This is a genomic window from Limnohabitans sp. WS1 (assembly GCF_003063265.1).
GTDB lineage: Bacteria > Pseudomonadota > Gammaproteobacteria > Burkholderiales > Burkholderiaceae_C > Limnohabitans_A.
In genome coordinates, this window is record NZ_NERU01000001.1 from 176618 (window position 1) to 199182 (window position 22565).

20 protein-coding genes and 1 other RNA gene are annotated in these 22565 nt (G+C 58.8%); 16 read left to right on the forward strand and 5 right to left on the reverse strand.

Going from position 1 to position 22565, the window contains the following annotated elements:
- Positions 1–254: 254 nt before the first annotated feature.
- Together B9Z48_RS00800 and B9Z48_RS00805 are read left to right on the forward strand one after the other, a co-directional pair.
- The gene (locus B9Z48_RS00800; RefSeq protein ID WP_089953285.1) at positions 255–890 is read left to right on the forward strand and encodes a response regulator transcription factor; all 636 of its coding nucleotides are present in this window, start codon (positions 255–257) and stop codon (positions 888–890) included.
- Between the two features lie 135 nt (positions 891–1025).
- Positions 1026–1670: a response regulator transcription factor gene (locus tag B9Z48_RS00805; RefSeq protein WP_089953284.1), complete on the forward strand. Its 645-nt coding sequence runs from the start codon at positions 1026–1028 to the stop codon at positions 1668–1670.
- A 61-nt stretch (positions 1671–1731) separates the two neighbouring features.
- Here the strand turns inward: B9Z48_RS00805 and B9Z48_RS00810 are convergent, their stop codons facing one another.
- A complete protein-coding gene (locus B9Z48_RS00810; protein ID WP_108376854.1) occupies positions 1732–3537 on the reverse strand; it encodes an NAD(P)/FAD-dependent oxidoreductase in 1806 nt (601 codons plus the stop codon).
- Between the two features lie 324 nt (positions 3538–3861).
- Here B9Z48_RS00810 and eat point away from each other — a divergent pair, with 324 nt between their 5' ends.
- From eat to eutC, 3 genes are read left to right on the forward strand one after another with little or no spacing between them, the layout of a single operon-like run.
- Entirely contained in the window at positions 3862–5259 is a 1398-nt protein-coding gene (gene eat / locus B9Z48_RS00815; protein ID WP_108376855.1) for an ethanolamine permease, read from the forward strand.
- Between the two features lie 42 nt (positions 5260–5301).
- Positions 5302–6702 carry an ethanolamine ammonia-lyase subunit EutB gene (locus tag B9Z48_RS00820; RefSeq protein ID WP_108376856.1) on the forward strand — a complete coding sequence of 467 codons (1401 nt, stop codon included), beginning with the start codon at positions 5302–5304 and terminating at the stop codon, positions 6700–6702.
- 8 nt (positions 6703–6710) lie between these two features.
- Positions 6711–7532: an ethanolamine ammonia-lyase subunit EutC gene (eutC, locus tag B9Z48_RS00825; protein WP_108376857.1), complete on the forward strand. Its 822-nt coding sequence runs from the start codon at positions 6711–6713 to the stop codon at positions 7530–7532.
- Between the two features lie 19 nt (positions 7533–7551).
- Here eutC and cysK read toward each other — a convergent pair whose 3' ends face one another.
- Positions 7552–8469 carry a cysteine synthase A gene (gene cysK, locus B9Z48_RS00830; protein WP_089953702.1) on the reverse strand — a complete coding sequence of 306 codons (918 nt, stop codon included), beginning with the start codon at positions 8467–8469 and terminating at the stop codon, positions 7552–7554.
- A gap of 116 nt (positions 8470–8585) precedes the next feature.
- Here cysK and rnpB point away from each other — a divergent pair.
- Positions 8586–8930: RNase P RNA component class A (rnpB, locus tag B9Z48_RS00835), an RNA gene on the forward strand.
- 61 nt (positions 8931–8991) lie between these two features.
- Here the strand turns inward: rnpB and B9Z48_RS00840 are convergent.
- The 3 genes from B9Z48_RS00840 to B9Z48_RS00850 all read right to left on the reverse strand — a co-directional run bounded on the left by B9Z48_RS00840 (position 8992) and on the right by B9Z48_RS00850 (position 12051).
- Positions 8992–9513 (reverse strand): Rrf2 family transcriptional regulator, encoded by a 522-nt coding sequence (locus B9Z48_RS00840; RefSeq protein WP_089953274.1) that lies wholly within the window; start codon positions 9511–9513, stop codon positions 8992–8994.
- Between the two features lie 167 nt (positions 9514–9680).
- Positions 9681–10376, reverse strand: a complete 696-nt coding sequence (locus B9Z48_RS00845; protein WP_108376858.1) for a S4 domain-containing protein — start codon at positions 10374–10376, stop codon at positions 9681–9683.
- Between the two features lie 28 nt (positions 10377–10404).
- A complete protein-coding gene (locus B9Z48_RS00850; RefSeq protein ID WP_108376859.1) occupies positions 10405–12051 on the reverse strand; it encodes an MBL fold metallo-hydrolase in 1647 nt (548 codons plus the stop codon).
- 49 nt (positions 12052–12100) lie between these two features.
- Between B9Z48_RS00850 and dapF the strand changes: the two genes are divergently transcribed.
- The 10 genes from dapF to B9Z48_RS00905 all read left to right on the forward strand — a co-directional run bounded on the left by dapF (position 12101) and on the right by B9Z48_RS00905 (position 22559).
- Complete coding sequence (dapF, locus tag B9Z48_RS00855) at positions 12101–12970, forward strand: diaminopimelate epimerase (RefSeq protein ID WP_108376860.1); 870 nt, start codon at positions 12101–12103, stop codon at positions 12968–12970.
- 16 nt (positions 12971–12986) lie between these two features.
- Positions 12987–13673: a DUF484 family protein gene (locus tag B9Z48_RS00860; RefSeq protein WP_089953265.1), complete on the forward strand. Its 687-nt coding sequence runs from the start codon at positions 12987–12989 to the stop codon at positions 13671–13673.
- Positions 13674–13805: 132 nt separating this feature from the next.
- Complete coding sequence (locus B9Z48_RS00865) at positions 13806–14762, forward strand: tyrosine-type recombinase/integrase (RefSeq protein WP_108376861.1); 957 nt, start codon at positions 13806–13808, stop codon at positions 14760–14762.
- A 140-nt stretch (positions 14763–14902) separates the two neighbouring features.
- Positions 14903–15997: a GTP-binding protein gene (locus tag B9Z48_RS00870; protein WP_108376862.1), complete on the forward strand. Its 1095-nt coding sequence runs from the start codon at positions 14903–14905 to the stop codon at positions 15995–15997.
- Positions 15998–16524: 527 nt separating this feature from the next.
- The gene (dksA, locus tag B9Z48_RS00880) at positions 16525–17271 is read left to right on the forward strand and encodes an RNA polymerase-binding protein DksA (RefSeq protein ID WP_228769097.1); all 747 of its coding nucleotides are present in this window, start codon (positions 16525–16527) and stop codon (positions 17269–17271) included.
- 345 nt (positions 17272–17616) lie between these two features.
- Positions 17617–18045, forward strand: coding sequence for a division/cell wall cluster transcriptional repressor MraZ (mraZ, locus tag B9Z48_RS00885; protein ID WP_108376863.1), 429 nt, complete (start codon positions 17617–17619; stop codon positions 18043–18045).
- A gap of 5 nt (positions 18046–18050) precedes the next feature.
- Positions 18051–18980 (forward strand): 16S rRNA (cytosine(1402)-N(4))-methyltransferase RsmH, encoded by a 930-nt coding sequence (rsmH, locus tag B9Z48_RS00890; protein ID WP_089953254.1) that lies wholly within the window; start codon positions 18051–18053, stop codon positions 18978–18980.
- A complete protein-coding gene (ftsL, locus tag B9Z48_RS00895; RefSeq protein ID WP_089953252.1) occupies positions 18977–19279 on the forward strand; it encodes a cell division protein FtsL in 303 nt (100 codons plus the stop codon). The genes rsmH and ftsL overlap by 4 nt, the downstream gene beginning before the upstream one ends.
- The gene (locus tag B9Z48_RS00900; RefSeq protein ID WP_108376864.1) at positions 19276–21018 is read left to right on the forward strand and encodes a penicillin-binding protein 2; all 1743 of its coding nucleotides are present in this window, start codon (positions 19276–19278) and stop codon (positions 21016–21018) included. The genes ftsL and B9Z48_RS00900 overlap by 4 nt, the downstream gene beginning before the upstream one ends.
- A complete protein-coding gene (locus B9Z48_RS00905; protein ID WP_108377156.1) occupies positions 21018–22559 on the forward strand; it encodes a UDP-N-acetylmuramoyl-L-alanyl-D-glutamate--2,6-diaminopimelate ligase in 1542 nt (513 codons plus the stop codon). The genes B9Z48_RS00900 and B9Z48_RS00905 overlap by 1 nt, the downstream gene beginning before the upstream one ends.
- Positions 22560–22565 lie beyond the last annotated feature (6 nt).

The window sequence follows — 22565 nt, forward strand, 5'->3', positions numbered from 1 at the left end:
AGCGCCACAGCCAGGCTTGTTGGTGGGCTTGCGCACACAGGCAGCGATGGGGCATGGGCTTGGCCAAGTCATTGGGTGTGCGTTGATGTGGGGCAAGGCGGGCGCCTTACTGGTTTGAAAGTAGGGACTCACCGTTTCAGGGAATTCAATCGAATACCGTTGGGCGATAAGGTGTATAGCTAGAAAACAGCGCATGTCTGAACCGTTTTGGATGAGATGTGATCGCTTGGTTTTGCACCTCAAAGGACACGCACATGTGCATTGATTTGGTTTTGGCCGACCCACACCCGGTCATGCTCGATGGCTTGTCCGATGCGTTCAACGCTTCGCCTGATTTTTCCGTCAAAGCCTGCGTGAGCAACGGTGACGATGCTTTGCGCGCGGTGCACCAATTCAAGCCCGCCATTTTGGTGATGGATTTGTCCTTGTCCAAAAGAAGCGGCATTGCCTTGATCGAAGAGTTGAATGCGCTTGAATCGTCCACGCATCCGGTGGTGTTCACGGGTGCGAGCATTGGAGAGGTCATGCGGGTCATCGACATGGGGGTGCCCGGCCTGGTTTCAAAAGACAAATCCAAGCAAATTTTGACGGTGTGCATCAAGGCGGTGTACCAAGGTCAAAAGTGGTTAGACCGTGAACTGTCCATGAAAGCCATGTCCTTGTTGTTGGAACAACAAAAAGCCAAGCTTCAAACCCCGACCACCTTGACGCCCCGCGAATTGACCGTGGCCCGCATGGTGACGGAAGGCTGGCCCAATAAAAAAATCGCCAGCAAGTTGTTCATCAGCGAGGGAACGGCCAAGCTGCACCTGCACCACATTTACCAAAAGCTCAATTGTCCGGGGCGCATGTCTTTGCAGCGGCTCATGCAGGACAAAGGTTTGATGTAAATGTGTTTCATCGAACAAATGAAAACCAGTAGAGCGCATAAAGTGAGTATCAGCATGGCGCAACTTTGGGTTGCCCCGCAGCCTCAGCAAGGCCGTGTTTGCATGACTTTTGCTCACTGTTCGAAGGATTTAACCATGACCATTCGCGTTTTATTGTCATCAAGGCACAAAGTCGTCTCGGAGGGGATTGCAGCAGTGCTGCGAACGCACCATGACATGAATTTGGTGGGCATGGCAGACACCGATGAGCGAACGCAGGTGTTGTGCAGCGAGGTTGAACCGGATGTGATTTTGATTGGCATGCATGCCAATGGCCATCAAGATTTGAACTTGATGCACCGACTGTCCTTGCATTTGCCCGTCAAGAACATGGTGGCGTTTTCGGGAGATTCAGACCGCAACTCGATTTTGGAAATTCTCGATGCGGGGGCCAAGGGCTATGTGTCCACCACCAGCAGCATGGACGAGTTGATGTCGGCCATTCGTGCGGCCGCTGCCGGGCGGGTGTATTTGTGTCAGGCCGCTGCCACCGAGATGGTGGCGTGTGTGCGCAAGTCCAAAGCGGGTGATGGCACGGCTCGCAAACAATTGGGTGGACGTGAAGAGCAGGTCTTGCGTTTGATCGCGGACGGCTACTCGTCCAAGGAAATTGCCCGCAATTTGCTCATTGCTCCCAGCACCGTCGAGGTGCATCGCCGCAACATCATGCGCAAGGTGGGTTTGCACAAAGTGGCCGACCTGACGCGCTATGCCATTCGCAATTTGATGGTGTCGGTGTGACCCGCAAATTTGGGCGTGTCGGCCCATGGCCACCAGCCAAGGGGCAGGCTGCCGTGCCCGCTCAGGCCCCGGCCAGGATGTGGGTGGCCAGGGCTTCGGCCACTTTGATGCCATCCACGCCTGCTGACAAGATGCCGCCGGCATAACTGGCACCCTCGCCTGCGGGGTAAATGCCCCGGGTGTTCAGGCTTTGAAAATCGTCGCCCCGTGGTATGCGCAATGGCGAGGAGGTGCGTGTTTCCACCCCGGTCATCACGGCGTCGGCCATGTCGTAGCCTTTGATTTTTCGGCCAAACACGGGCAGTGCTTCACGCATGGCAGACACGGCGTAGTCGGGCAATACATCGGCCAAATCGACCAGTTTCACACCGGGTTTGTAAGACGGTTGCACGCTGCCCCAGGTGGTGGAGGGGCGCTGTGCCAAAAAGTCGCCCACCAGCTGACCGGGCGCTTCGTAGTTGCCACCGCCCACTTCAAAGGCGCGGGTTTCCAGCTGGCGTTGCAGTGCGATGCCAGCCAGTGGGTGTGCTTGGGGTGTGGGCTGGGTGGCCCAAGCCTGGGCCTCCAGTGCCAGTTGTGCCCCGTCGATGTCGCCAAAGGCGGCTTGCCAGGCGGCGGTGTCCAGGGGGTAGTCGGGCGGATCGATGCCAACCACCATGCCCGCGTTGGCATTGCGTTCGTTGCGCGAGTACTGGCTCATGCCGTTGGTGACCACGCGACCCGGTTCACTGGTGGCCGCCACCACGGTGCCGCCGGGGCACATGCAAAAGCTGTAAACAGCGCGGCCGTTTTGGGCGTGGTGCACCAGTTTGTAGTCGGCCGCGCCCAGCAGGGGGTGGCCCGCGTGACGTCCCCAACGGGCTTGGTCAATCACGCTTTGGGGGTGTTCGATGCGCACACCAATCGAAAACGCCTTGGCCTGCATGGCCACGCCTCGGCGGTGCAACATGACAAAGGTGTCACGCGAGCTGTGGCCCAGGGCCAGCACCGCGTGACGCGTGGGCAAGGTGTAGCTTTGGCCGGTTTTGGCGTCCAGCACCTGCAAACCCGTGAGCTGATGACCTTCCTCTGCGGTCGAGAGCAGCACATCGCTGACGCGTTGTTCAAAACGGATTTCACCGCCCAGGGCGATGATTTGCTCGCGGATGTGTTCGACCACCTTGACCAGTTTGAAGGTGCCAATGTGGGGGTGTGCGGCGTACAAGATGTCGGCAGGCGCACCGGCCTTGACGAATTCATCCATCACCTTGCGGCCCAGATGGCGCGGGTCCTTGATTTGGCTGTAGAGCTTGCCGTCAGAAAAGGTGCCTGCGCCGCCTTCGCCAAACTGCACATTGCTTTCGGGGTTGAGTGTTTTTTTGCGCCACAGGCCCCAGGTGTCTTTGGTGCGTTCACGCACGGGTTTGCCGCGTTCCAGCACGATGGGTTTGAAGCCCATTTGCGCCAGCACCAGGGCAGCAAAAATGCCACAGGGGCCGAAACCCACCACAACCGGGCGCTCTTGCAAACCGGCCGGGGCTTGGGTCACCATGCGGTAGGCCATGTCGGGGGTGGGGCCGATGTGCGGGTGGCCTGCATGGCGGGTCAGCAATCCGGCTTCCAAAGCGGCCTCTGCCAGCGTGAGGTCAACGATGTAAACCGCCAGCAACTCGGCCTTGCGGGCATCGAAGCTTCGCTTGAACACATGCAGGCTCGAGATGGCCGTGGTGTCAATGCCCAGTGCCTGTGCGCACAGTCGCCTCAGCGCTTCCATCGGGTGGGCCACGGGGGCTCGGTCGGCTTCGGTTTCAGAAGGTGCGTCGCTGGCGCGGCGCACTTCCACGGGCAGGGCAGACAGGGGGAGTTTGAGTTCGGTGATGCGGATCATGGCGGCTCGTGGTTATCAAGCAAGGCCACGATTTTACGTGCTGCTTCAGCGTGGTGCGTGCTGCCGGGTCTTGGACGGGCTGTAGCCGAAGCGTTTGCGGTCCCTGTGGTCCCTGTGGTCCGTGGGTCACGGTTGTCGACGTATTCATGGGCGGGTCATCAAGGTGTGCAAAATGCAGAACAATGCAATTTCACTGTGAAGCTGCTCAATGCAGATTTGCCGATTTGGTAGACAGCTTTCCAAGCGAGCGCCTGCATTCACCGCCCGCAACCCCCATACCGCAGTGCGCAGGTGCACTGTCTTCACCCATGCTGGAGAAACCACATGTCAAGTTCACAAGCCAAATCGGGTGCCCATGCGCTCAAGCCGGTGCTAGGCACCTTGCAGCTGTGGGGCATCGCCGTCGGGCTGGTCATTTCTGGCGAATACTTCGGCTGGAGTTACGGTTGGGCATCGGCTGGCACCTTGGGATTTCTGGTCACCACCCTGTTCATTGCGGCGATGTACACCACCTTCATCTTCAGTTTTACCGAGCTGAGCACGGCCATTCCCCATGCCGGTGGTCCTTTCGCCTATGCCAAGCGTGCCTTCGGCCCCTCCGGCGGCTATTTGGCCGGTGCGGCCACGCTTGTGGAGTTTGTGTTCGCCCCGCCTGCCATTGCCTTGGCAATGGGGGCTTATCTGAACGTGCAGTTCCCCTCGCTGGACCCCAAGTTGGCAGCACTGGGTGCCTATCTGGTGTTCATGACGCTCAACATCGTCGGTGTTCAGATTGCTGCCACTTTCGAGTTGTTCATCACCGTCATTGCCGTCCTTGAGTTGCTGGTGTTCATGGGCGTGGTGTCTCCCGGCTTTTCCATGGCCAACTTCACCAAGGGCGGGTGGTCTGGCCAGGACGACTTCAGCTGGGCCGCAGTTCCCGGCATGTTTGCTGCCATTCCGTTTGCCATCTGGTTTTTCCTGGCGATAGAGGGCGTTGCCATGGCCGCAGAAGAAGCCAAAGACCCCAAGCGCTCCATACCGATCGCCTACATCACCGGCATCCTGACCCTGGTGTTCTTGGCTGTGGGTGTGATGGTGTTTGCAGGTGGTACCGGCGACTGGACCCAACTTTCCAACATCAACGACCCCTTGCCCCAGGCCATGAAATTCATCGTGGGTGAAAACAGCGGCTGGCTGCACATTTTGGTGTGGCTGGGCCTGTTCGGTCTGGTGGCGTCGTTCCACGGCATCATCATGGGCTATTCGCGCCAGATCTACGCCTTGTCCCGCGAGGCATTCTTGCCTTCTTACTTTGCCAAGGTGCATCCCCGCTTCAAGACCCCGCACCGAGCCATACTGGCCGGCGGCTTCGTTGGCATTGTGGCCATTTACAGCGATTCTTTCATCACCATCGGTGGCCAGTCCCTGACCGCAAACATTGTCACCATGTCGGTGTTCGGTGCCATCCTGATGTACATCTTGAGCATGCTCAGCCTTTTTAAACTGCGCCAGTCAGAACCCTCCATGGTCCGCCCTTTCCGTGCGCCGTTCTACCCCTTCTTTCCAGCGTTTGCGCTGTTCTGTGCGCTGGTCTGCATGGCCACCATGATCTTTTACAACCCTTTGATCTTTGGTGTGTTTCTGGGCTTTATGGTCTTGGGCTATGGTTACTTTAAGATGACCAAACAACAACGTGCGGACGCCATGCCCAAGGGCGTGAGCGCCCCCACAGCCCACTAAACCCTGGTTTTTTGTGACCTGCCACTTGACCCATTCACTGACGTGCCAAGACACCCCTACCAGCACACCGTCGCAAGCCATGTCTATGGTTTTCGGGACCTCAAAGACCTCATGGCCAAGGCGACGCCTTTGCGCTCCGGAGACTTGCTGGCCGGCGTCGCAGCACACACGGCGCAGGAGCGGGCTGCCGCCCAGATGGCCTTGGCGGAATTGCCCTTGCGCACCTTCCTGACAGAGGCTTTGGTGCCCTACGAGTCGGACGAAGTGACCCGTCTCATTTTGGACACCCACAATGTTGAAGCATTTGCGGTGGTGAGTCACCTCACGGTGGGCGACTTTCGCAACTGGCTGCTCAGCGATGCGGCAGACACCGAGGCGCTGAGCGCTTTGGCACCCGGTATCACCCCCGAGATGGCAGCGGCTGTGAGCAAGCTCATGCGCAACCAGGATTTGATTTTGGTGGCCAAGAAATGCCAAGTGATCACTGCATTTCGCAACACCATCGGCTTGCCTGGCCGCATGGCGACGCGCTTGCAGCCCAATCACCCCACGGACGATGCCACGGGTATCGCCGCCAGCTTGTTGGATGGTTTGCTGTACGGCAGCGGGGATGCCGTCATCGGTATCAACCCCGCCACCGACAACGTGGCGCAAGTGATGAAGTTGGTGCACATGATGGCGGATGTCATTGCGCACTACGAGATCCCCACCCAGAGCTGCGTGCTCACCCATGTGACCAACACCATCCAGGCCATTGAGCGTGGTGCGCCTGTGGATCTGGTGTTCCAGTCGATAGGTGGTACCGAGGCCACCAACCGCAGCTTTGGTTTGAACCTGGCGCTTTTGGCCGAGGCCCGCAGCGCGGCCCTCTCGCTGAACCGGGGGGTGGTGGGTGACAACGTGATGTATTTCGAAACCGGGCAGGGCAGCGCACTGTCTGCCAACGCCCACCAAGGCATGGACCAGCAAACCTGCGAGACACGCGCCTATGCCGTGGCACGCGCTTTCAAGCCCTTGTTGGTGAACACGGTGGTGGGCTTCATCGGCCCTGAGTATTTGTTTGATGGCAAGCAGATCATTCGCGCCGGGTTGGAGGACCACTTTTGCGCCAAGCTGCTGGGTTTGCCCATGGGCTGTGATGTTTGTTACACCAACCACGCAGAGGCCGACCAAAACGATATGGATGTGTTGCTCACCTTGCTGGGGGCGGCGGGTTGCAACTTCGTGATGGGTGTTCCCGGCTCGGATGACATCATGCTGAACTATCAGACGACGTCTTTCCACGACGCCCTGTATGCCCGCAAGGTGTTGGGCTTGCGGCCCGCACCAGAGTTCGAGGCTTGGCTGCAGCGCATGAATATTTTCCAAGGCCAAGGTGCCAACTTGGTGCTGCCCCCTGGGATGCCAGCCGCGTTCGAGCAAGCTTTGTTGCCCTTGGCCTGAGGTGGTGCATGTCTGACAAACCCTTGCCCGTCACCGCCAACCCGTGGGTGGCGTTGCGCCAATTCACCGATGCCCGCATCGCCTTGGGGCGTTCAGGCGTGAGCTTGCCTACAAATGCGCACCTTGCATTTCAATTCGCCCACGCTCAGGCCCGAGATGCCGTGCACCGCGACTTGAATGGCCCTGCCTTGTCAGAGCAGCTCAGCGCTGCGTGGCCTGGTCTGCCGGGTGCGGTGCTTCAACTGCACAGTGCTGCGACCGATCGGAACCATTATTTGCAGCGTCCCGATCTGGGGCGTCGGCTGGACATGGCGTCGCGTGAGCTGTTGGCGCCTTCTGAAGGGACCTTGGAGGCGCGACCGTTTGACCTCGCGTTGGTGATCGCCGACGGACTGTCGGCTTGGGCCATTGAGCAAAACGCTGCGCCGTTCCTTGCCGCTTTGCATCAGCGCATGGCGGGAGAGCGTTGGCAGGTCGCGCCCTTGTGCGTGGTGCGCCAAGCCCGTGTCGCCATCGGTGATGAAATCGGGCAGGCGCTGGGCGCCAAAACCGTGGTGGTGTTGATCGGGGAGCGCCCCGGATTGAGCTCGCCGGACAGCATGGGTCTGTACCTGACGTGGATGCCTCGTGTGGGGCTCACGGATGCGAGCCGCAATTGCATCTCGAATGTGCGACCTGCTGGGCTGTCGTATGACGAAGCCGCCCACAAACTGCACTTTTTGCTGGCTCAGGCGCGACAGCGCCAGCTGTCCGGGGTGGCGCTGAAAGACGAAACAGCCTCAGCGGTCACCGCCCTGAACGCAGGCCACGGCAACTTCTTGCTGAGGTAAGCCGCGGCCGCAGCGCGCCTCAAGCGGGCAAATAGCCTTCGACGGAGAGGTAGCGCTCGCCGGTGTCGTAGTTGAAGCCCAAGACGGTGCTGCCTGCTGGAATTTCAGGCAGCTTCTGGGCAATGGCAGCCAACGTGGCGCCGCTGGAGATGCCCACCAACAAGCCTTCCTCGCGTGCGCTGCGGCGGCCGTACTCGCGGGCTGCTTCGGCTTCGACTTGAATCACGCCATCGAGCAAGTCGGTTTTCAGGTTTTTGGGGATAAAGCCTGCGCCAATGCCCTGAATGGGGTGTGGGGAGGGTGAGCCACCGCTGATCACCGGTGACGCAGAGGGCTCCACGGCAAATACTTTCAGCTGCGGCCATTGGGCTTTGAGCACCTGTGCCACACCGCTCAGGTGTCCGCCAGTTCCCACCCCGGTGATGATGTAGTCGACGCCGCCGGGGAAGTCGTTGGCGATTTCGAGGGCCGTGGTGCGCACATGCACATCGATGTTGCTGGGGTTTTCAAACTGCTGGGGAATCCAGGCGCCAGGGGTCTGGGCCTTGAGCTCTTCGGCGCGGGCGATGGCACCCTTCATGCCTTTTTCGCGAGGGGTCAGGTCAAAGCTGGCACCATAGGCCAGCATGAGGCGACGGCGCTCAATGGACATGCTGTCAGGCATGACCAAAATCAGCTTGTAGCCTTTGACGGCTGCAACCAGCGCCAAGCCAACACCGGTGTTGCCCGAGGTCGGCTCAATGATGGTTGCGCCGGGCTGCAGCACGCCGCTGCGCTCTGCGTCTTCGATCATGGCCAATGCAATCCGGTCCTTGATGGAGCCGCCCGGATTGGCACGCTCGTTCTTCACATACACCTTGTGGCTGTTGCCGAACAGCTTGTTGATGCGGATGTGGGGCGTGTTACCGATGGTTTGCAGAACGTTGTCAAATGTCATGGTGGGTCTTAGTGTGGGGATCGTGGTCTGGGTATTTTGATGCAAAGTTAGAAAACAGCTTCGACAATTGGGTCATATCGTTATTCCTGCACGGACAGGACTGATAATCGAGGGGTGAAGCTCGCCAGGCCACCGCTGGTGCAATTCTGGAAACAGAGCACTGGAGGAACGTCCGGACTGCACAGGGCAGCGTAGCAGCTAACGGCTGTCCACCGACAAGTCGGCCACGCCAGTGGCAGGCCCTAAGGTGAGGATCAGAGCAACAGAGACGAGCCGATTCAGTTCGGGTGAAACGGGCAATCTCTACGCGCAGCAATACCAAGTAGGCACACGTTGACGGGGCCCCCGGAGTGTGCGGGTAGGTAGCATCGAGCCGTCCGGGTGACCGGCGGCCCAGAGTAATGGTGGTCACATGGGGGAAACCCCGTGCACAGAATCCGGCTTATCGGCGAGCTTCACACTTTTTTCAGACCACAAAAAAACCCGCCGAAGCGGGTTTTTTTGTGAGTGGCCAAGAGCCCATCAGCCGCGAGACGGCATCAAACTGCCCGCCAGAGCAAAGACCGAGTTGGGCGCGGTGATTTTCAGCGTACTTTTGGGCTTGGCAAACACGCCGCGTTTGACCGATGGTGCCGGTGCTGGCTCCACTGTCACGCCTTTGGTGCGTTGCTCCGCCACCAATTGGCGCAAGCTGATGGACTGCAGGTGGGTCAGCATTTTTTCATTCAGGCTGGCCCACAGGTCACTGTTCATCCAGCCGCCTTCAGCGGCCACTTCTTCGTCAGAGGGCGCATCGACTGCGCCCACGATGTCGGCCATGGTGATTTTTTCGGCGTTGCGCGACAGCGAGTAGCCGCCGCCTGGGCCGCGGGTGCTTTCGACCAAGCCTTGTTGGCGCAGTTTGCTGAACAACTGTTCCAGGTAGGACAGCGAAATTTGGTGGCGCACGCTGATGGCGGCCAGGGAAACAGGGCCGCGGTCTTCGCGCAGTGCAACGTCGATCATCGCGGTGACGGCAAATCGGCTCTTAGTGCTCAAACGCATGGTGTGCTCCTTAGTACGTTGGACAAGCCCTCATGGGCATTGACCCGGTCACGGTTTGCGATCTTCGCTAATGTGACTGAATGGTAATTTTCTCAGACTCTTGACACAAATGGGGATTGCCCGTTTCTTTTCAAGGGTAAATCCTGTGCGTTTTTGTCGGAAATCCATCAGAAGCGTTCATAGCCTTCGAGTTGTCGCCACTGACCCACTTCAAGCGGTGCCACACCCAAGCGCCCTACCCGCTGGCGGCGCAGGTCCTGCAAAGGGCATTGCTCGTCGAGCCAGCGCCCCAGGTCCAGTCCGTCGATGTCTTTGCCCGCGATGCGCAGCACCGTGAGTTGCTCGGTTTGGCGGTTGATGCTGGCGCGGATGCCCGGGCCGTTCAGGGCCTTGATCAGACCCTCTGGCACTTCGCCGCCCACGGTGGCCATCCATTCTTGTTCCATGGGACTGCGGCGGTCTTCCAGGTGGCGCAGCACAGCCACGTCGTCCGTGAAGATGCACAGCCCGCTGGCCGGTTTGGCCAGAGGCAGGGGCATTTGCATTTTGGACAAGCGCTCAGGCCCCCAAATGCCGGGCTGGGGGGCTTTGAGGCCCACGGTGTCTTGCAGCCAGGCCAGGTTGGCCACCCGGTGCGCGGGTTTGAACAGCACCAAAGTCATGGGGGCCAGCGCCGCCATGGAAACCAAACGGTTGACCTGAACAGCCTGCTCGGGGCGCACGCGCCGGGCCGGGTCGGTGACCACTTTGCCCGCCACTTGCACGCCGCCGGCCACGATCAGGGCTTCGGCTTCGCGGCGCGAACAGTTTTGCTCGGCGGCCACGCGTTTGGCCAGGCGGATGCCTTCTTCAGAGGAAATCATCGATGCTTTCAAAAATACTCAAAGCGAATCAAGACAGGGCTTGTTCGCGGATGTGGTCCACATGCGCTTGCAGCGAACGGGCCGCCACGGGCCACAGGCGCGGCGGCACATCGTCGTAGGCTTTTTCCACCCATTCCTGCAAGCTGCCCTGGGGCAGGGCCTGCATGGCGGCGGCGATTTTGGCCTCGCGCTTGAGGCGGTGCGCTTTCAGGTGCGTGATGGCCTGGTGGGCAAAACCCAGCACATGGCCGTGTGCGGGCAAGATGAATTCGATGCCACCGGTCTCGCAGGCTGCAGCCAGTTTGTCGAGTGAATCCAAATAGTTGCCCATGTGGCCGTCCGGCGGGTCGATCACGGTGGTGCTGCCGTTGAGCACATGGTCGCCCGAAAACAGCAGGCCGTCTTCTTCCAGCACCAGGCACAGGTGGTTGGCCGCGTGACCGGGGGTGTGCACCACCCGCAGGGTGTGGGTGATTTCACCTTGGACGCCAATGCCTTGCAGCACCAGTTTTTCGCCATCGGCCAGCTCGCGCTCGGGGGTGAAGCGGCTGTTGGCGCGGGCCGTGGGCTTGGAGGCCAGGCCCAGGATGGGTGGCTTGTGGGTGCACAGCGCCTGCAAGGGGGCTGCGCCGGGGGAGTGGTCCGGGTGTGAGTGGGTGCAGACAATGGCTTTGATCTGCCCGCCTGCGGCACGCCACAGGCGCTGAAGGTGCTCGTCGTCGGCCGGGCCGGGGTCGATGGCGATGTAGCCGGTGTCCGGGTCACCCACCAAATAACTGTTGGTGCCGGGGCCGGTCATCACGCCGGGGTTGGGGGCCGTGAGGCGCTGCACGTTCTTCAGCAACGGGACAGGTTGGTCGGTCTGCCAGTCCAGGTGGTGGTGGATTTGCCCGTCGGGCGTGACCAGGGCCAGCTCGCCAAAGGGGGCTTCATGTTCCATGTAACGCGCTTCGTTGCCCGCCAGCCAACCCGCGCGTGGGCAACTGGTCCACAGCGGCTCGTCGTTGACGGCGCAGGCTTGCAGGACCGCATCCACGTTGGCAAATGCTTTGAGGCGGTCGAGTGTGCGGATGGTCGGAAAGATGATGAAGAACTGGCCGGCTGCATGGCGGTCCAGCGCATCTTGTGGGCGCACCCAGACGGGCTCGAACTGCTCGGATTCGTCGGCCACCGGGGTTTGGCCTTCGGGCATGCGGGCGACCAAAAAGGGCACGTCAAAGCGGCGCGGCAGGTCGCGGTCGGTGATCCAGTGGGCCAGCACGAACACCTGGTCGGCGGCCAGTGTCAGGCCTTGGGACTGGCATTGGGCGGCAAAGGGGGCTTTGCGGTTGATCTGCGCGATGTCCTTGTTGTCTGCCCAGCGTCCAGCGGCATGGCGGGCGAACAAGATGCCCAGCTCTTCAAAGCTTTCGCGGATGGCGGCAATCGCTTGCGTCAGGTGCAAGTCGCTTTGTTTGTCTCGGCGCGTGGCCAGGCTGTGCGCTTGGGCGTCGGCCGCGTCAATGCCCCCGCCCGGGAACACATAGGCACCGGGCGCGAAGCTGGCCGTCATGGAGCGGCGGGTCATCAGGACTTCGAGCCCGCCGGGGCCGTCGCGCAAAAGCAGCACGGTCGCTGCGGGGCGCAAAGGGGCGGGTTCGCGTTGGGGGTAGAGGAGTTGGGATGTGCGTGCCATGCCCCATTATCAGGGGCTGATGCCCCGTCCCCGGGCGATAATCGCGGCCATGCACATCCGCTTTACCAAGATGCAAGGGGCCGGCAACGATTTTGTCGTGCTCGACGAGACGCAAGCCCGCCTGGGCCTCACCACGGCCCAATACCGCTTTTTGGCCGACCGCCACTTTGGCGTGGGGGCCGACCAAATTCTGACCGTGCGGCCTTCACCCGCACCGGGGCTGGACTTTGAATACGTGATCCACAACGCCGACGGCGGCGAGGTGGAGCATTGCGGCAATGGTGCCCGCTGCTTTGTGCGTTATGTGCGCGACAAAGGCCTGACCGACAAAAGCACGGTGCGCGTGAAGGTGCAGCAAGGCGAAATCGAGCTGCGCATGAACCCCGATGGCCGTGTCACGGTGGACATGGGCGCGCCGGTGTTCGACTGGGAGCGTGTGCCCTTCAACCCCATGGGCCTCATCAGCGACCAGGTCAATGGCTGGCCGGTGTTCGATTTGGCCTTGGGGGATTTGGGCATCGCACGCGTGGGTGTGGTGTCCATGGGCAACCCGCACGCGGTGCAGCGCGTGGACAACGTGGACACTTTCCCGGTGCTGGCCCAGGGCCCCTTGATTGAAAACCACCCGGCTTTCCCCAAACGCGTGAATGCGGGCTTCATGCAGATCGTCTCGCGCAGTCAAATTAAGCTGCGGGTGTTTGAGCGCGGCGCGGGCGAGACCCTGGCCTGCGGCACGGGCGCTTGTGCGGCGGTGGTGGCCGGCATTCGTCAGGGCTGGCTGGACAGCCGTGTCGATGTGCAGACCCACGGCGGGGTGCTCACCATCGAGTGGGCTGGGCAGGCTGACAGCCCGGTGCTGATGACCGGCCCGGCCACCTCTGTTTTTGAGGGCAGCATCGACGTGCCTGACACCCTTTGAGTATCTGGAATAAGACATGAACAAGCCCGAGCCCATGAGCCCGATCACCGAGGACGACATCGCCAACTACCTGGTCAACACGCCAGACTTTTTTGAGCGACATGCTTCTTTGCTCGCTGCTGTGCAACTGACGCACCCGCAAAGCCACCGTGCCGTGAGCCTGCAAGAACGCCAGGCGCAGATGCTGCGTGACAAGATCAAGGTCTTGGAGCATCGGATCATGGACATGATCCGTCACAGCAACGAAAACATGGTGTTGACTGACAAGTTGCACCGCTGGTCATGTGAGTTGCTCGTCACGCCACCAGAGCAGCTGGCCGAATCGACCGTGGACAATATCCGTGAGTTGTTTCAGGTTCCCCAAGTGGCTTTGCGCTTGTGGTCATTGGATGCGACCCATGCGCGGTCGGATTTTGCCCAAGGTGTGACGGATGCCACACAAGATTTGGCCTCTTCCCTGGACAGTCCTTATTTAGGCCCCAACACCGGTTTTGAAGCCGTGCAGTGGCTGGCCGAGCCGGCACAGGCGGCTTCGTTGGCACTGCTGGCCTTGCGATCGGCTCCTGGACAGGCCTCATTTGGTTTGCTGGTCTTGGCCTCGCCCGATCCGCAGCGCTTCAACAGCCAGATGGGCACCGATTTGCTGGAGCGCTTGGCTGAGCTGGCCGGTGCCGCTTTGTCCATGTTGCGCAGCAAAACCTGAGAGTTTTTTGTGGTCAAGCCTGTGCCCCAAGCGCCTGAGCCCGACACGCCGTGTCAGGGGGGGGACGTCTCGTTGCCACGGGGGGCAAGGCCTGGGGTGAGCGATTTAGAGGTGCACAGCGCTGGCCCCTTGATGGATCCCTTGGTACAGCGCTATCTGGAGCATGTGCGTTTTGAAAAACGTCTGGCTGAACGCACCTGCACCTTGTACCGTCTGGACCTGATGCGTTTGCTCGACTTGGCCCAAGCGGCAAAGCTGACTTTGCTGCAGGTGCAGACTGGGCATGTCCGCCGCTGGGTGGCGCACATGCACAGCGCTGGTCGCAGCGGGCGGGGCCTGGCACTCATTTTGTCCGCTTGGCGTGGTTTTTACGTTTGGTTGGGACGGGAGGGTCTGATGACCCATAACCCGGTGGTGGATGTGCGTGCACCCCGGGGGGGCAAGCCTTTGCCCAAAGCTCTGGGGGTCGATGAAGCCGTGCAACTGGCCGAGCACTTGGAACACGATGACGATCCCTGGCTTGAAGCGCGCGATGCGGCCATGGTGGAGCTGCTGTATGGCAGTGGTTTGCGTGTGTCTGAGTTGACGGGTTTGGACGTTGTGCCCAGCACCGAGGCGGCTCGCGCTGGACGCGGCTGGATCGATGTGCCCCAAGCAGAGGTTCAAGTGCACGGCAAAGGGGGCAAGCGCCGCAGCGTGCCCTTGGGTCAGGCAGCTTTGCAAGCCTTGGCGCATTGGTTGCCTTTGCGCAATCAGATTCCTGGGATGTTGATGCAGCCCATGCCGGGTGCCTCGTCCGCAGCACTGGCACTTTTCCCGGGGCGACATGGCACGCGTTTGACTGTCCGCTCGGTCGAGCAGCGCCTCAAGCGACGCAGCCAGTTGGCGGGTTTGTCCACGCCGGTGCATCCGCACATGCTGCGCCACTCGTTTGCCAGCCATTTATTGCAGTCCAGCGGTGATCTGCGTGCTGTGCAAGAACTTTTGGGTCACGCCAGCATCAGCAGCACGCAGGTGTATACACGGTTGGATTTTCAACACTTGGCCCAAGTCTACGATGCGGCGCATCCCCGAGCCAAACGCCAATAGAGCCCTGAATGGACGGCTTCAAGGAGCCATTTGAGCGAGTCCGCATGTGCAGGTCAGTGCAAGTCCCCTGACGCGCATTCGCCTTGTAATGGTCGCTACACTCCCCAACTCTTGTTGTTGACTTTTTTGTGGAGCATTTCATGGCCTTGATTCCTGCGACCATCCTGACTGGCTTTTTGGGCTCGGGCAAAACGACGCTGCTCAAGCGTGTGCTCACCGAAGCCCATGGCCAGAAGATTGCCGTCATCGAAAACGAGTTTGGTGAAGAAAACATCGACAACGACATCCTGGTGTCCGAGACCGAAGAGCAAATCATTCAGATGAGCAACGGTTGCATTTGCTGCACCATTCGGGAAGACCTGCGTGCCACGCTGCAACTGTTGGCCGCCAAGCGCCGCAAAGGTTTGCTCAGCTTTGAGCGCATCGTCATCGAGACCACAGGTTTGGCCGACCCAGGCCCAGTGGCACAGACGTTTTTCATGGACGATGAGATCGCAGAGACTTTTTTATTGGATTCGATTCTGACGCTGGTCGATGCCAAGCATGCGGCCCAGCAACTCAATGACCGCCAGGAAGCTCGCCGTCAGGTGGGTTTTGCCGACCAGATTTTCATCAGCAAGGCCGACTTGGTGTCCCCCCAAGAGTTGGATGCCTTGCAGCACCGCCTCAAACACATGAACCCGCGTGCGCCGCAAAAAGTGGTTCACTTTGGCGAAGTGGCCTTGAAGGAAGTGTTTGACCTCAAAGGCTTCAATCTGAACGCCAAGCTGGACATCGACCCTGATTTTCTCAGCGAAGACGGTCATGACCATGTACACACTGAGCATTGCGATCATCCTTCTCATCAACACGATGACCACGTCCACACAGAGCACTGTGATCACCCTTCACATGACCACGAACACAGCCAGGGTCACGGACACCACCATCATCACGATGACGATGTGAAGAGTTTTGTGTTCAGGTCGGAACGCGCCTTTGATCCGGCCAAGCTTGAAGACTTTCTGGGTGCCATTGTCAACATTTATGGGCCACGCATGCTGCGTTACAAAGGTGTGCTCAATATGCGTGGTACTGAACGCAAAGTCATTTTCCAGGGTGTGCACCAGCTCATGGGCAGCGATCTGGGCCCAATGTGGGCTGAGGGCGAGGTGAAAATGAGCAAAATGGTGTTCATTGGCATTGATTTACCCAAAGATATTTTGTTGCAGGGCCTGGAGCAATCTTTGGTGTAAGGGGATCGAGGATTGTTTGCCTGGTCGGGCTTTTTGCACGAACTTGCCATTAATCCGTGACCTGTCATATTTCTTAGCTTCTTGTCGCTACAATCGCCCGCCTACGGCACTGCCTTTTGGCGGCGTTGCTAAGCCCCACAAGGTCTATAACAAGGGTTTGGGAGAACATGATTTGTTCACGACTTGCCTCTTGGTACGTCGTGATCAAAATGCCTTTTTACACGGCTAGGAGACAAGACGTGAAGACCTCGAAATCAACAAAAACCGATCCATCGGCAGAGAAGGCGGCGACAAAGGCTCAAGCCAAGGGCAAAGAATCTGCTCCGAATGTGCAGGTCTCTCAGTCCGACTCCCCCAAAACACCTGCCAAAAAAGTGGCGTCTGCCCAAAAGGCTAACGCCAATGCCGCGGCCCCACCTGCGTCCACACCTCCTGTGACGGCGGCCAAGAAAACCGTGCCGGTCAAAGTCAAGGCAGCAAGTCCTGCTGCCCAGCAGCCGGTTTCTCCAACCCCAGCGACTCCCCCTGTGACGGCCAAGACCGTCAAAGCAACGTCTGCCAAAAAAGAAGTTGCAGCAGCATCTCCAGCGAAATCTATGAACGTCTCATCAGTGGAAACCACCAACACATCCTCGGAAGCTGTGGAAGCAGCCGCCGTGGCCGCCCCCGATCAATTGGTACGCGCCACCCGGCCTTCTGCACGTTTGGCACAAATCACTGTGCCTTCTTTGCCACCCGCCGTGGCCTCAACAGCTGCCAAATCGAGCTTTTTGCCCAGCACATCGTCACCTGCACCCGCGGTCACTTATGTGCCTGTCAAGAAAGACCCCAAACTGGCCAACAACTGGAAAACAAAGAAGGCTGAGGAGTTGACCGATGCCGAAATTCTGGCCATGTCGGACGATGAGTACATGAACGACACGCAGATGGCGTTTTTCAGACTCAAGTTGACGCGTCTCAAACAAGACATCCTCAACAGTGCGGGGCAAACCACCGAGCATTTGCGAGAAGACACTGTGGTGGTGCCCGATCCTGCAGACCGTGCCACCATTGAAGAAGAGCATGCCCTTGAGCTGCGCACCCGGGATCGCGAGCGCAAGTTGCTCAAAAAAATCGAGCAATCCATTGTCCGCATCGATGCCGGAGATTACGGTTTTTGCGACGAAACCGGAGAATCCATTGGCGTGGGGCGCTTGTTGGCCAGGCCAACGGCCACTTTGTCGCTAGAGGCTCAACAGCGGCGAGAGCTCAAGCAAAAAATGTTTGGCGATTAAGTTGTTTTCCAGCTTAAAACCAAAAACCCCTTCTAGGGGTTTTTTTACATTTAAAGATTCATAAGTTGTATTTTTGCCAATAACTTAAAAACCTTTTTGGCTTGTGTTTTTTGATTTTTTATTAGTTGAGAGGTTACTTTCAGTGACTCTGCTAAGTCTCTAATTTACAAAGAAATTTATCAACTTCATGGTTTTAAAATCGCGGCTAAGCTGTTGATTTCATTGAAAAAAATCGATCTATACCATTCCGGAATCGGCGGTTTCCTGATACAGTGCAAAAAAGTGCAATTAAGTGGGTAAAAGTGCCCGACGTTGCCGTTTGTGACTGAAAAAAGGGTCTTTGCAGTGTTTCAAGGGGCTTCATCGCTGAGTCTGGATGCCAAAGGGCGGTTGTCTGTGCCGACCCGGCACCGTGACGTCTTGAGCGCCACTGCGCAAGGCCAATTGACCATCACCAAGCACCCCCATGGTTGCTTGATGTTGTTTCCCAGACCCGAGTGGGAGAAGTTTCGCGAACGCATTGCCCAATTGCCCATGTCTGCGCAATGGTGGAAGCGGATTTTTTTGGGCAATGCCATGGATGTCGAGATGGACGGCACTGGACGTGTGCTGATCTCCCCCGAGTTGCGCCAGGCTGCTGGGATTAGCCGGGACAGCATGCTCTTGGGTATGGGTCATCACTTTGAGCTGTGGGACAAAACCAGGTACGAGGCACAAGAGGCGCAGGCCATGCAGGGTGAAATGCCCGAGGTGTTCAAGGACTTTTCTTTCTGACCACCATGACCAACACCTTACTTACCCACACCACCGTCCTTTTGAACGAGGCTGTCAGCGAATTGCTGGAGGCCTCCGCAGGCGTGCAGGGCTCTTACGTCGATGCCACTTTTGGGCGAGGCGGCCATTCCCGTTTGATCTTGTCCAAACTCGCCAGTCAAGGGCGGCTTCAAGCCTTCGATAAAGACTTGGAGGCCATTGCAGAGGCTGAGCGAATCAATGATGAGCGGTTTTCCATCCGCCATGAAGGTTTTTCTCATTTGGGGGACTTGCCGCCTGGCAGTGTCGATGGCGTGCTGATGGACTTGGGCATCAGCTCCCCCCAGATCGACAGCCCCGAGAGGGGTTTTTCTTTTCGTTTCGATGGCCCCCTGGACATGCGCATGGACACCACGCGCGGGGAAAGTGTGGCCGAATGGCTGGCAACAGCCACGGTGGATCAAATCACGGAGGTGATACGTGACTATGGCGAAGAACGGTTTGCTTTTCAGATTGCAAAGGCGCTTGTGGCTCGCCGACAAGAGCGGGGCCCAATTTCAACCACCGCCGATTTGGCCCAGCTCGTGGCTGACACGGTCAAAACCCGCGAGCCGGGCCAGAACCCTGCAACGCGGACATTTCAGGCTTTTCGGATTTTCATCAACGCAGAGCTTGAAGAGCTCGAACAAGCGCTAGCGGCCAGCATTCATGTGCTCGCACCCGGTGGGCGTTTGGTGGTCATCAGTTTCCATTCGCTGGAAGATCGGATCGTCAAACAGTTCATGGCCAAGCACTCCAAGGAAGTGGTGGATCGGCGTGTGCCGTTTGCTGAGCCCGTGAAGATGCGTTTGAAGACCTGCGGGCGGATTCGCCCCAGCGACGATGAGGTGAAAGCCAATCCCCGCTCCCGCAGTGCCATCATGCGCATGGCCGAGCGGACCGAGGTGCCTGCATGACTCGCCTGAGCCTTTTCTTGTTGATCGCCACGGTGGCCAGTGCGTTGTATTTGGTGCACAGCCATTACGAGTCCCGACGTCTGTTCATGGCCTTGGAGATGGCACGCAAGGAAGCCAAGCGCTTTGCAGTCGAACATGACCGTTTGCAGGTCGAACAACGAGCTCAAGCTACGCCCTTGCGTGTGGAGCAAATTGCACGGCAGCAGTTGCAAATGCGCACGGCCTCACCCGCCATCACCCAGTACGTCATGATGGGGGGGCAGGGCCCAGCTCCCACTGCGCAGGGGGGTCGCCCATGAGCCGTGGTCGCAGCGTGCAGCTGTCGTCCAGTCCTTTGCTGGCCAGCAAAACACCCGTTTGGCGCAGCAAACTGATTGTGGCGGCCATGGCTTTGGGCTTCACAGGTCTGGTGGGGCGGGCTGCTCATGTGCAGGTCATTGAAAATGATTTTTTTATACGCCAAGGTGAGGTGCGTTTTGCGCGAACACTCAGTTTGGCTGCCAATCGGGGGCGCATACTCGATCGCAATGGTGTGCTGCTGGCATCCAGCGTGCCCGCCCCCAGCATTTGGGCCAATCCCGAAGACATAGATCGGGCAGACCCGGTCAAGTTGCGCCGATTGGCCAAACTGCTGGAGATGACGCCTGCCGAGTTGGACAAGAAGTTGCATGACGACGAAAAGACGTTTGTGTGGTTGCGTCGCCAGCTCGATGAGCCTGTGGTCAAAGAAATTTTGGCGCTCGGCATCAAAGGTGTTTACGACATCAAGGAATACAAGCGGCTCTACCCTGAGGGTGAGGCGGCAGCACACATTGTGGGATTTACCAATGTGGAAGACCAAGGCCAAGAGGGCGTGGAGCTGGTGTTCCAAAAGCAGCTGTCTGGCAAGTCGGGTTCGCGTCGCGTGATCAAGGACAGATTGGGCCGCGTGGTGGAAGCCGTGGGCGAAACGGTGCCCCCCGAAGATGGCCAAGACCTGCAACTGAGCATTGACAGCAAAGTCCAGTTTTACGCTTATCAAAAATTGCGTGAAGCGGTGCTGGAGCACAAAGCCAAAGCGGGCAGTGTGGTGGTGCTGGATGCCCAAACGGGCGAAATCCTGGCTTTGGCCAATTACCCCAGTTACTCGCCAGACAAGCGGGGCAATCTGGGGGGGGAGCAGTTGCGTAACCGGGCTTTAACCGACACCTTTGAGCCGGGCTCGACCATGAAGCCGTTTGCAGTGGCTTTGGCCCTTGAAAAAGGTTTGGTCAGACCTGAAACCATGATCCAGACTGCACCCGGTCGGATCAACATCACCGGGTCCACCATTTCGGATGCCCACCCGCACGGATTGCTTTCCGTCAACGAGGTCATTCAGAAATCCAGCAACGTGGGCACTGTCAAAATGGCCATGCAGTTGCAGCCGCGAGAAATGTGGGAAATGTTTGCACAAGTGGGTTTTGGTCAAAAACCCCAGCTGCCCTTTCCTGGTGTGGTGAGTGGGCGTTTGCGGCCCTACAAATCATGGCGTCCGATTGAGCAGGCGACCATGAGCTATGGGTACGGCATATCCGGCAGCTTGTTTCAAGTGGCCCGTGCCTACACCGTGTTCGCGCGAGATGGTGAAGTGGTGCCTGCTACCTTGCTCAAGACCGATGGACAGGTTCACGGTGAGCGGGTGCTCAGCGTTCAAAACGCCAAGGCCATGCGCAAGATGTTGCAAATGGCTGCAGGCCCGGGCGGAACGGCACAAAAAGCTCAAACCATGGGTTATTCCGTGGGGGGCAAAACCGGCACCGCTCACAAGCAAGAGGGCAAAGGGTACGCAGGCAAAAAGTACCGGGGGTTTTTTGTCGGCATGGCGCCCATTGAGGCTCCCCGGATCATTGTGGCCGTGATGATCGATGAGCCCAGCAATGGTCGTTATTACGGCGGTGATGTGGCCGCTCCGGTGTTCAGTCAGACAGTTCAACAAACCTTGCGCTTGATGGGGGTGCAACCCGATATTGCCGTGAAACCACAAATTGTGGCCAAGTCGGTGGAGGAGTCATTTTGATCCACACCTTGCACACCGCAACCGAGGCCGCTCAATGGTTGAGCAGCCGAGTGAGCGGTGTTTTGCGCACCGATAGCCGCATGGTTGGGCCTGGCGATGCATTCATTGCCTGGCCAGGAGCTGCCACCGATGGGCGCAGGTATTTGATGCAAGCCTTGCAACAAGGCGCGAGCGCGTGTTTGATGGAGGCCCAGGACCATGAGCCTTGGCTTGAGGCTGTGTCGCCTGAATGGCATTCGGCCTTGGCTGTCATGCCAGGTCTGAAAGCCCAGACGGGTTGGGTGGCCGATGCCTATTACCAACACCCCAGTCAAGCGCTGAGTGTGCTGGCCGTTACGGGTACCAATGGCAAGACTTCGACGGCTTGGTGGTTGGCACAGGCGCTGTCATCACCGGTGTTGCAGCAAACCTGCGGTTTGGTGGGAACTTTGGGTGTGGGTCAATTGCCGTATTTGCACAGCACGGGCATGACCACCCCTGACCCGGTGCTGTTGCAGCGCCAGTTCCGTGCGTTTGTCGATGACGGTGTACGCCATTGCGCCATCGAGGCGTCCTCGATTGGTTTGGCCGAGCATCGACTCGACGGCACCCGCATGGGTGTGGCGGTTTTCACCAATTTCACCCAAGACCATCTCGACTACCACGGGGACATGTCCCATTATTGGGCGGCCAAAGCCGCCTTGTTTGCCTGGCCGGGCCTGCATTCGGCTGTCATCAACATGGATGATGCACAAGGTGCTGCATTGGCGCGTCAACTGGAAAACACGGATTTGTCTGTCTGGACCTGTTCACGCCGTGGCCCCGCACGTTTGCAAGCGGTGGCATTGCCTCACCCACAAGGTATCGCCTTTGAAGTGCATGAGGGTCATGAAGTCCAGACCTTGTACACCGGTTTGCTGGGCGACTACAACATCGACAACTTGTTGGGCGTTTTGGGTGCCATGAGGGCATTGGGCATTGGCTTGGCGCAAGCCGTACAAGCCTGTCGCCACCTGACTTCGGTGCCAGGACGCATGCAAGCGGTGACCTTGGATCAGTCCTTGGATCCCGCCATCGGTGATCAGCAACAGCTTCCCATGGTGGTGATTGACTACGCCCACACCCCTGATGCGGTGTCACATGCTTTGCTTGCTTTGCGCTCTGTGGCCTCGGCCAGAGGGGGACAGCTGTGGTGTGTTTTGGGTTGTGGTGGCGACCGTGATGCGAGCAAACGGCCACAAATGGCTGCTGCTGCACAGGCCGCTGCCGATCAACTGATGCTCACCAGCGACAACCCTCGATCTGAATCACCAGAGGCCATTGTCAATGACATGATCGCCGGTCTGATTCGGCCAGAGCTCGTGCGCGTTCAACTTGACCGTGCGAGGGCTGTGAGTGAGGTGCTTGCTTTGGTCGATGTCAAAGATGTGGTGTTGGTGGCCGGCAAAGGCCACGAGACCACGCAAGAAATCATGGGTGTTTTCCATCCCTATTCAGACGAGTCGCAAGTTGTGTCGGCATTGAAACTGCGCTTCGCATGCCTTGATGGGGTGGTGCAATGATGGCGC

Bases quoted from the DNA above. Each gene is read 5' to 3' on its own strand.
- B9Z48_RS00800 (WP_089953285.1), top strand. From the start codon at position 255: ATGTGCATTGATTTGGTTTTGGCCGACCCACACCCGGTCATGCTCGAT.
- B9Z48_RS00805 (WP_089953284.1), top strand. From the start codon at position 1,026: ATGACCATTCGCGTTTTATTGTCATCAAGGCACAAAGTCGTCTCGGAG.
- B9Z48_RS00810 (WP_108376854.1), bottom strand. From the start codon at position 3,537: ATGATCCGCATCACCGAACTCAAACTCCCCCTGTCTGCCCTGCCCGTG.
- eat (WP_108376855.1), top strand. From the start codon at position 3,862: ATGTCAAGTTCACAAGCCAAATCGGGTGCCCATGCGCTCAAGCCGGTG.
- eutC (WP_108376857.1), top strand. From the start codon at position 6,711: ATGTCTGACAAACCCTTGCCCGTCACCGCCAACCCGTGGGTGGCGTTG.
- cysK (WP_089953702.1), bottom strand. From the start codon at position 8,469: ATGACATTTGACAACGTTCTGCAAACCATCGGTAACACGCCCCACATC.
- B9Z48_RS00840 (WP_089953274.1), bottom strand. From the start codon at position 9,513: ATGCGTTTGAGCACTAAGAGCCGATTTGCCGTCACCGCGATGATCGAC.
- B9Z48_RS00845 (WP_108376858.1), bottom strand. From the start codon at position 10,376: ATGATTTCCTCTGAAGAAGGCATCCGCCTGGCCAAACGCGTGGCCGCC.
- B9Z48_RS00850 (WP_108376859.1), bottom strand. From the start codon at position 12,051: ATGGCACGCACATCCCAACTCCTCTACCCCCAACGCGAACCCGCCCCT.
- dapF (WP_108376860.1), top strand. From the start codon at position 12,101: ATGCACATCCGCTTTACCAAGATGCAAGGGGCCGGCAACGATTTTGTC.
- B9Z48_RS00860 (WP_089953265.1), top strand. From the start codon at position 12,987: ATGAACAAGCCCGAGCCCATGAGCCCGATCACCGAGGACGACATCGCC.
- B9Z48_RS00865 (WP_108376861.1), top strand. From the start codon at position 13,806: ATGGATCCCTTGGTACAGCGCTATCTGGAGCATGTGCGTTTTGAAAAA.
- B9Z48_RS00870 (WP_108376862.1), top strand. From the start codon at position 14,903: ATGGCCTTGATTCCTGCGACCATCCTGACTGGCTTTTTGGGCTCGGGC.
- rsmH (WP_089953254.1), top strand. From the start codon at position 18,051: ATGACCAACACCTTACTTACCCACACCACCGTCCTTTTGAACGAGGCT.
- ftsL (WP_089953252.1), top strand. From the start codon at position 18,977: ATGACTCGCCTGAGCCTTTTCTTGTTGATCGCCACGGTGGCCAGTGCG.
- B9Z48_RS00900 (WP_108376864.1), top strand. From the start codon at position 19,276: ATGAGCCGTGGTCGCAGCGTGCAGCTGTCGTCCAGTCCTTTGCTGGCC.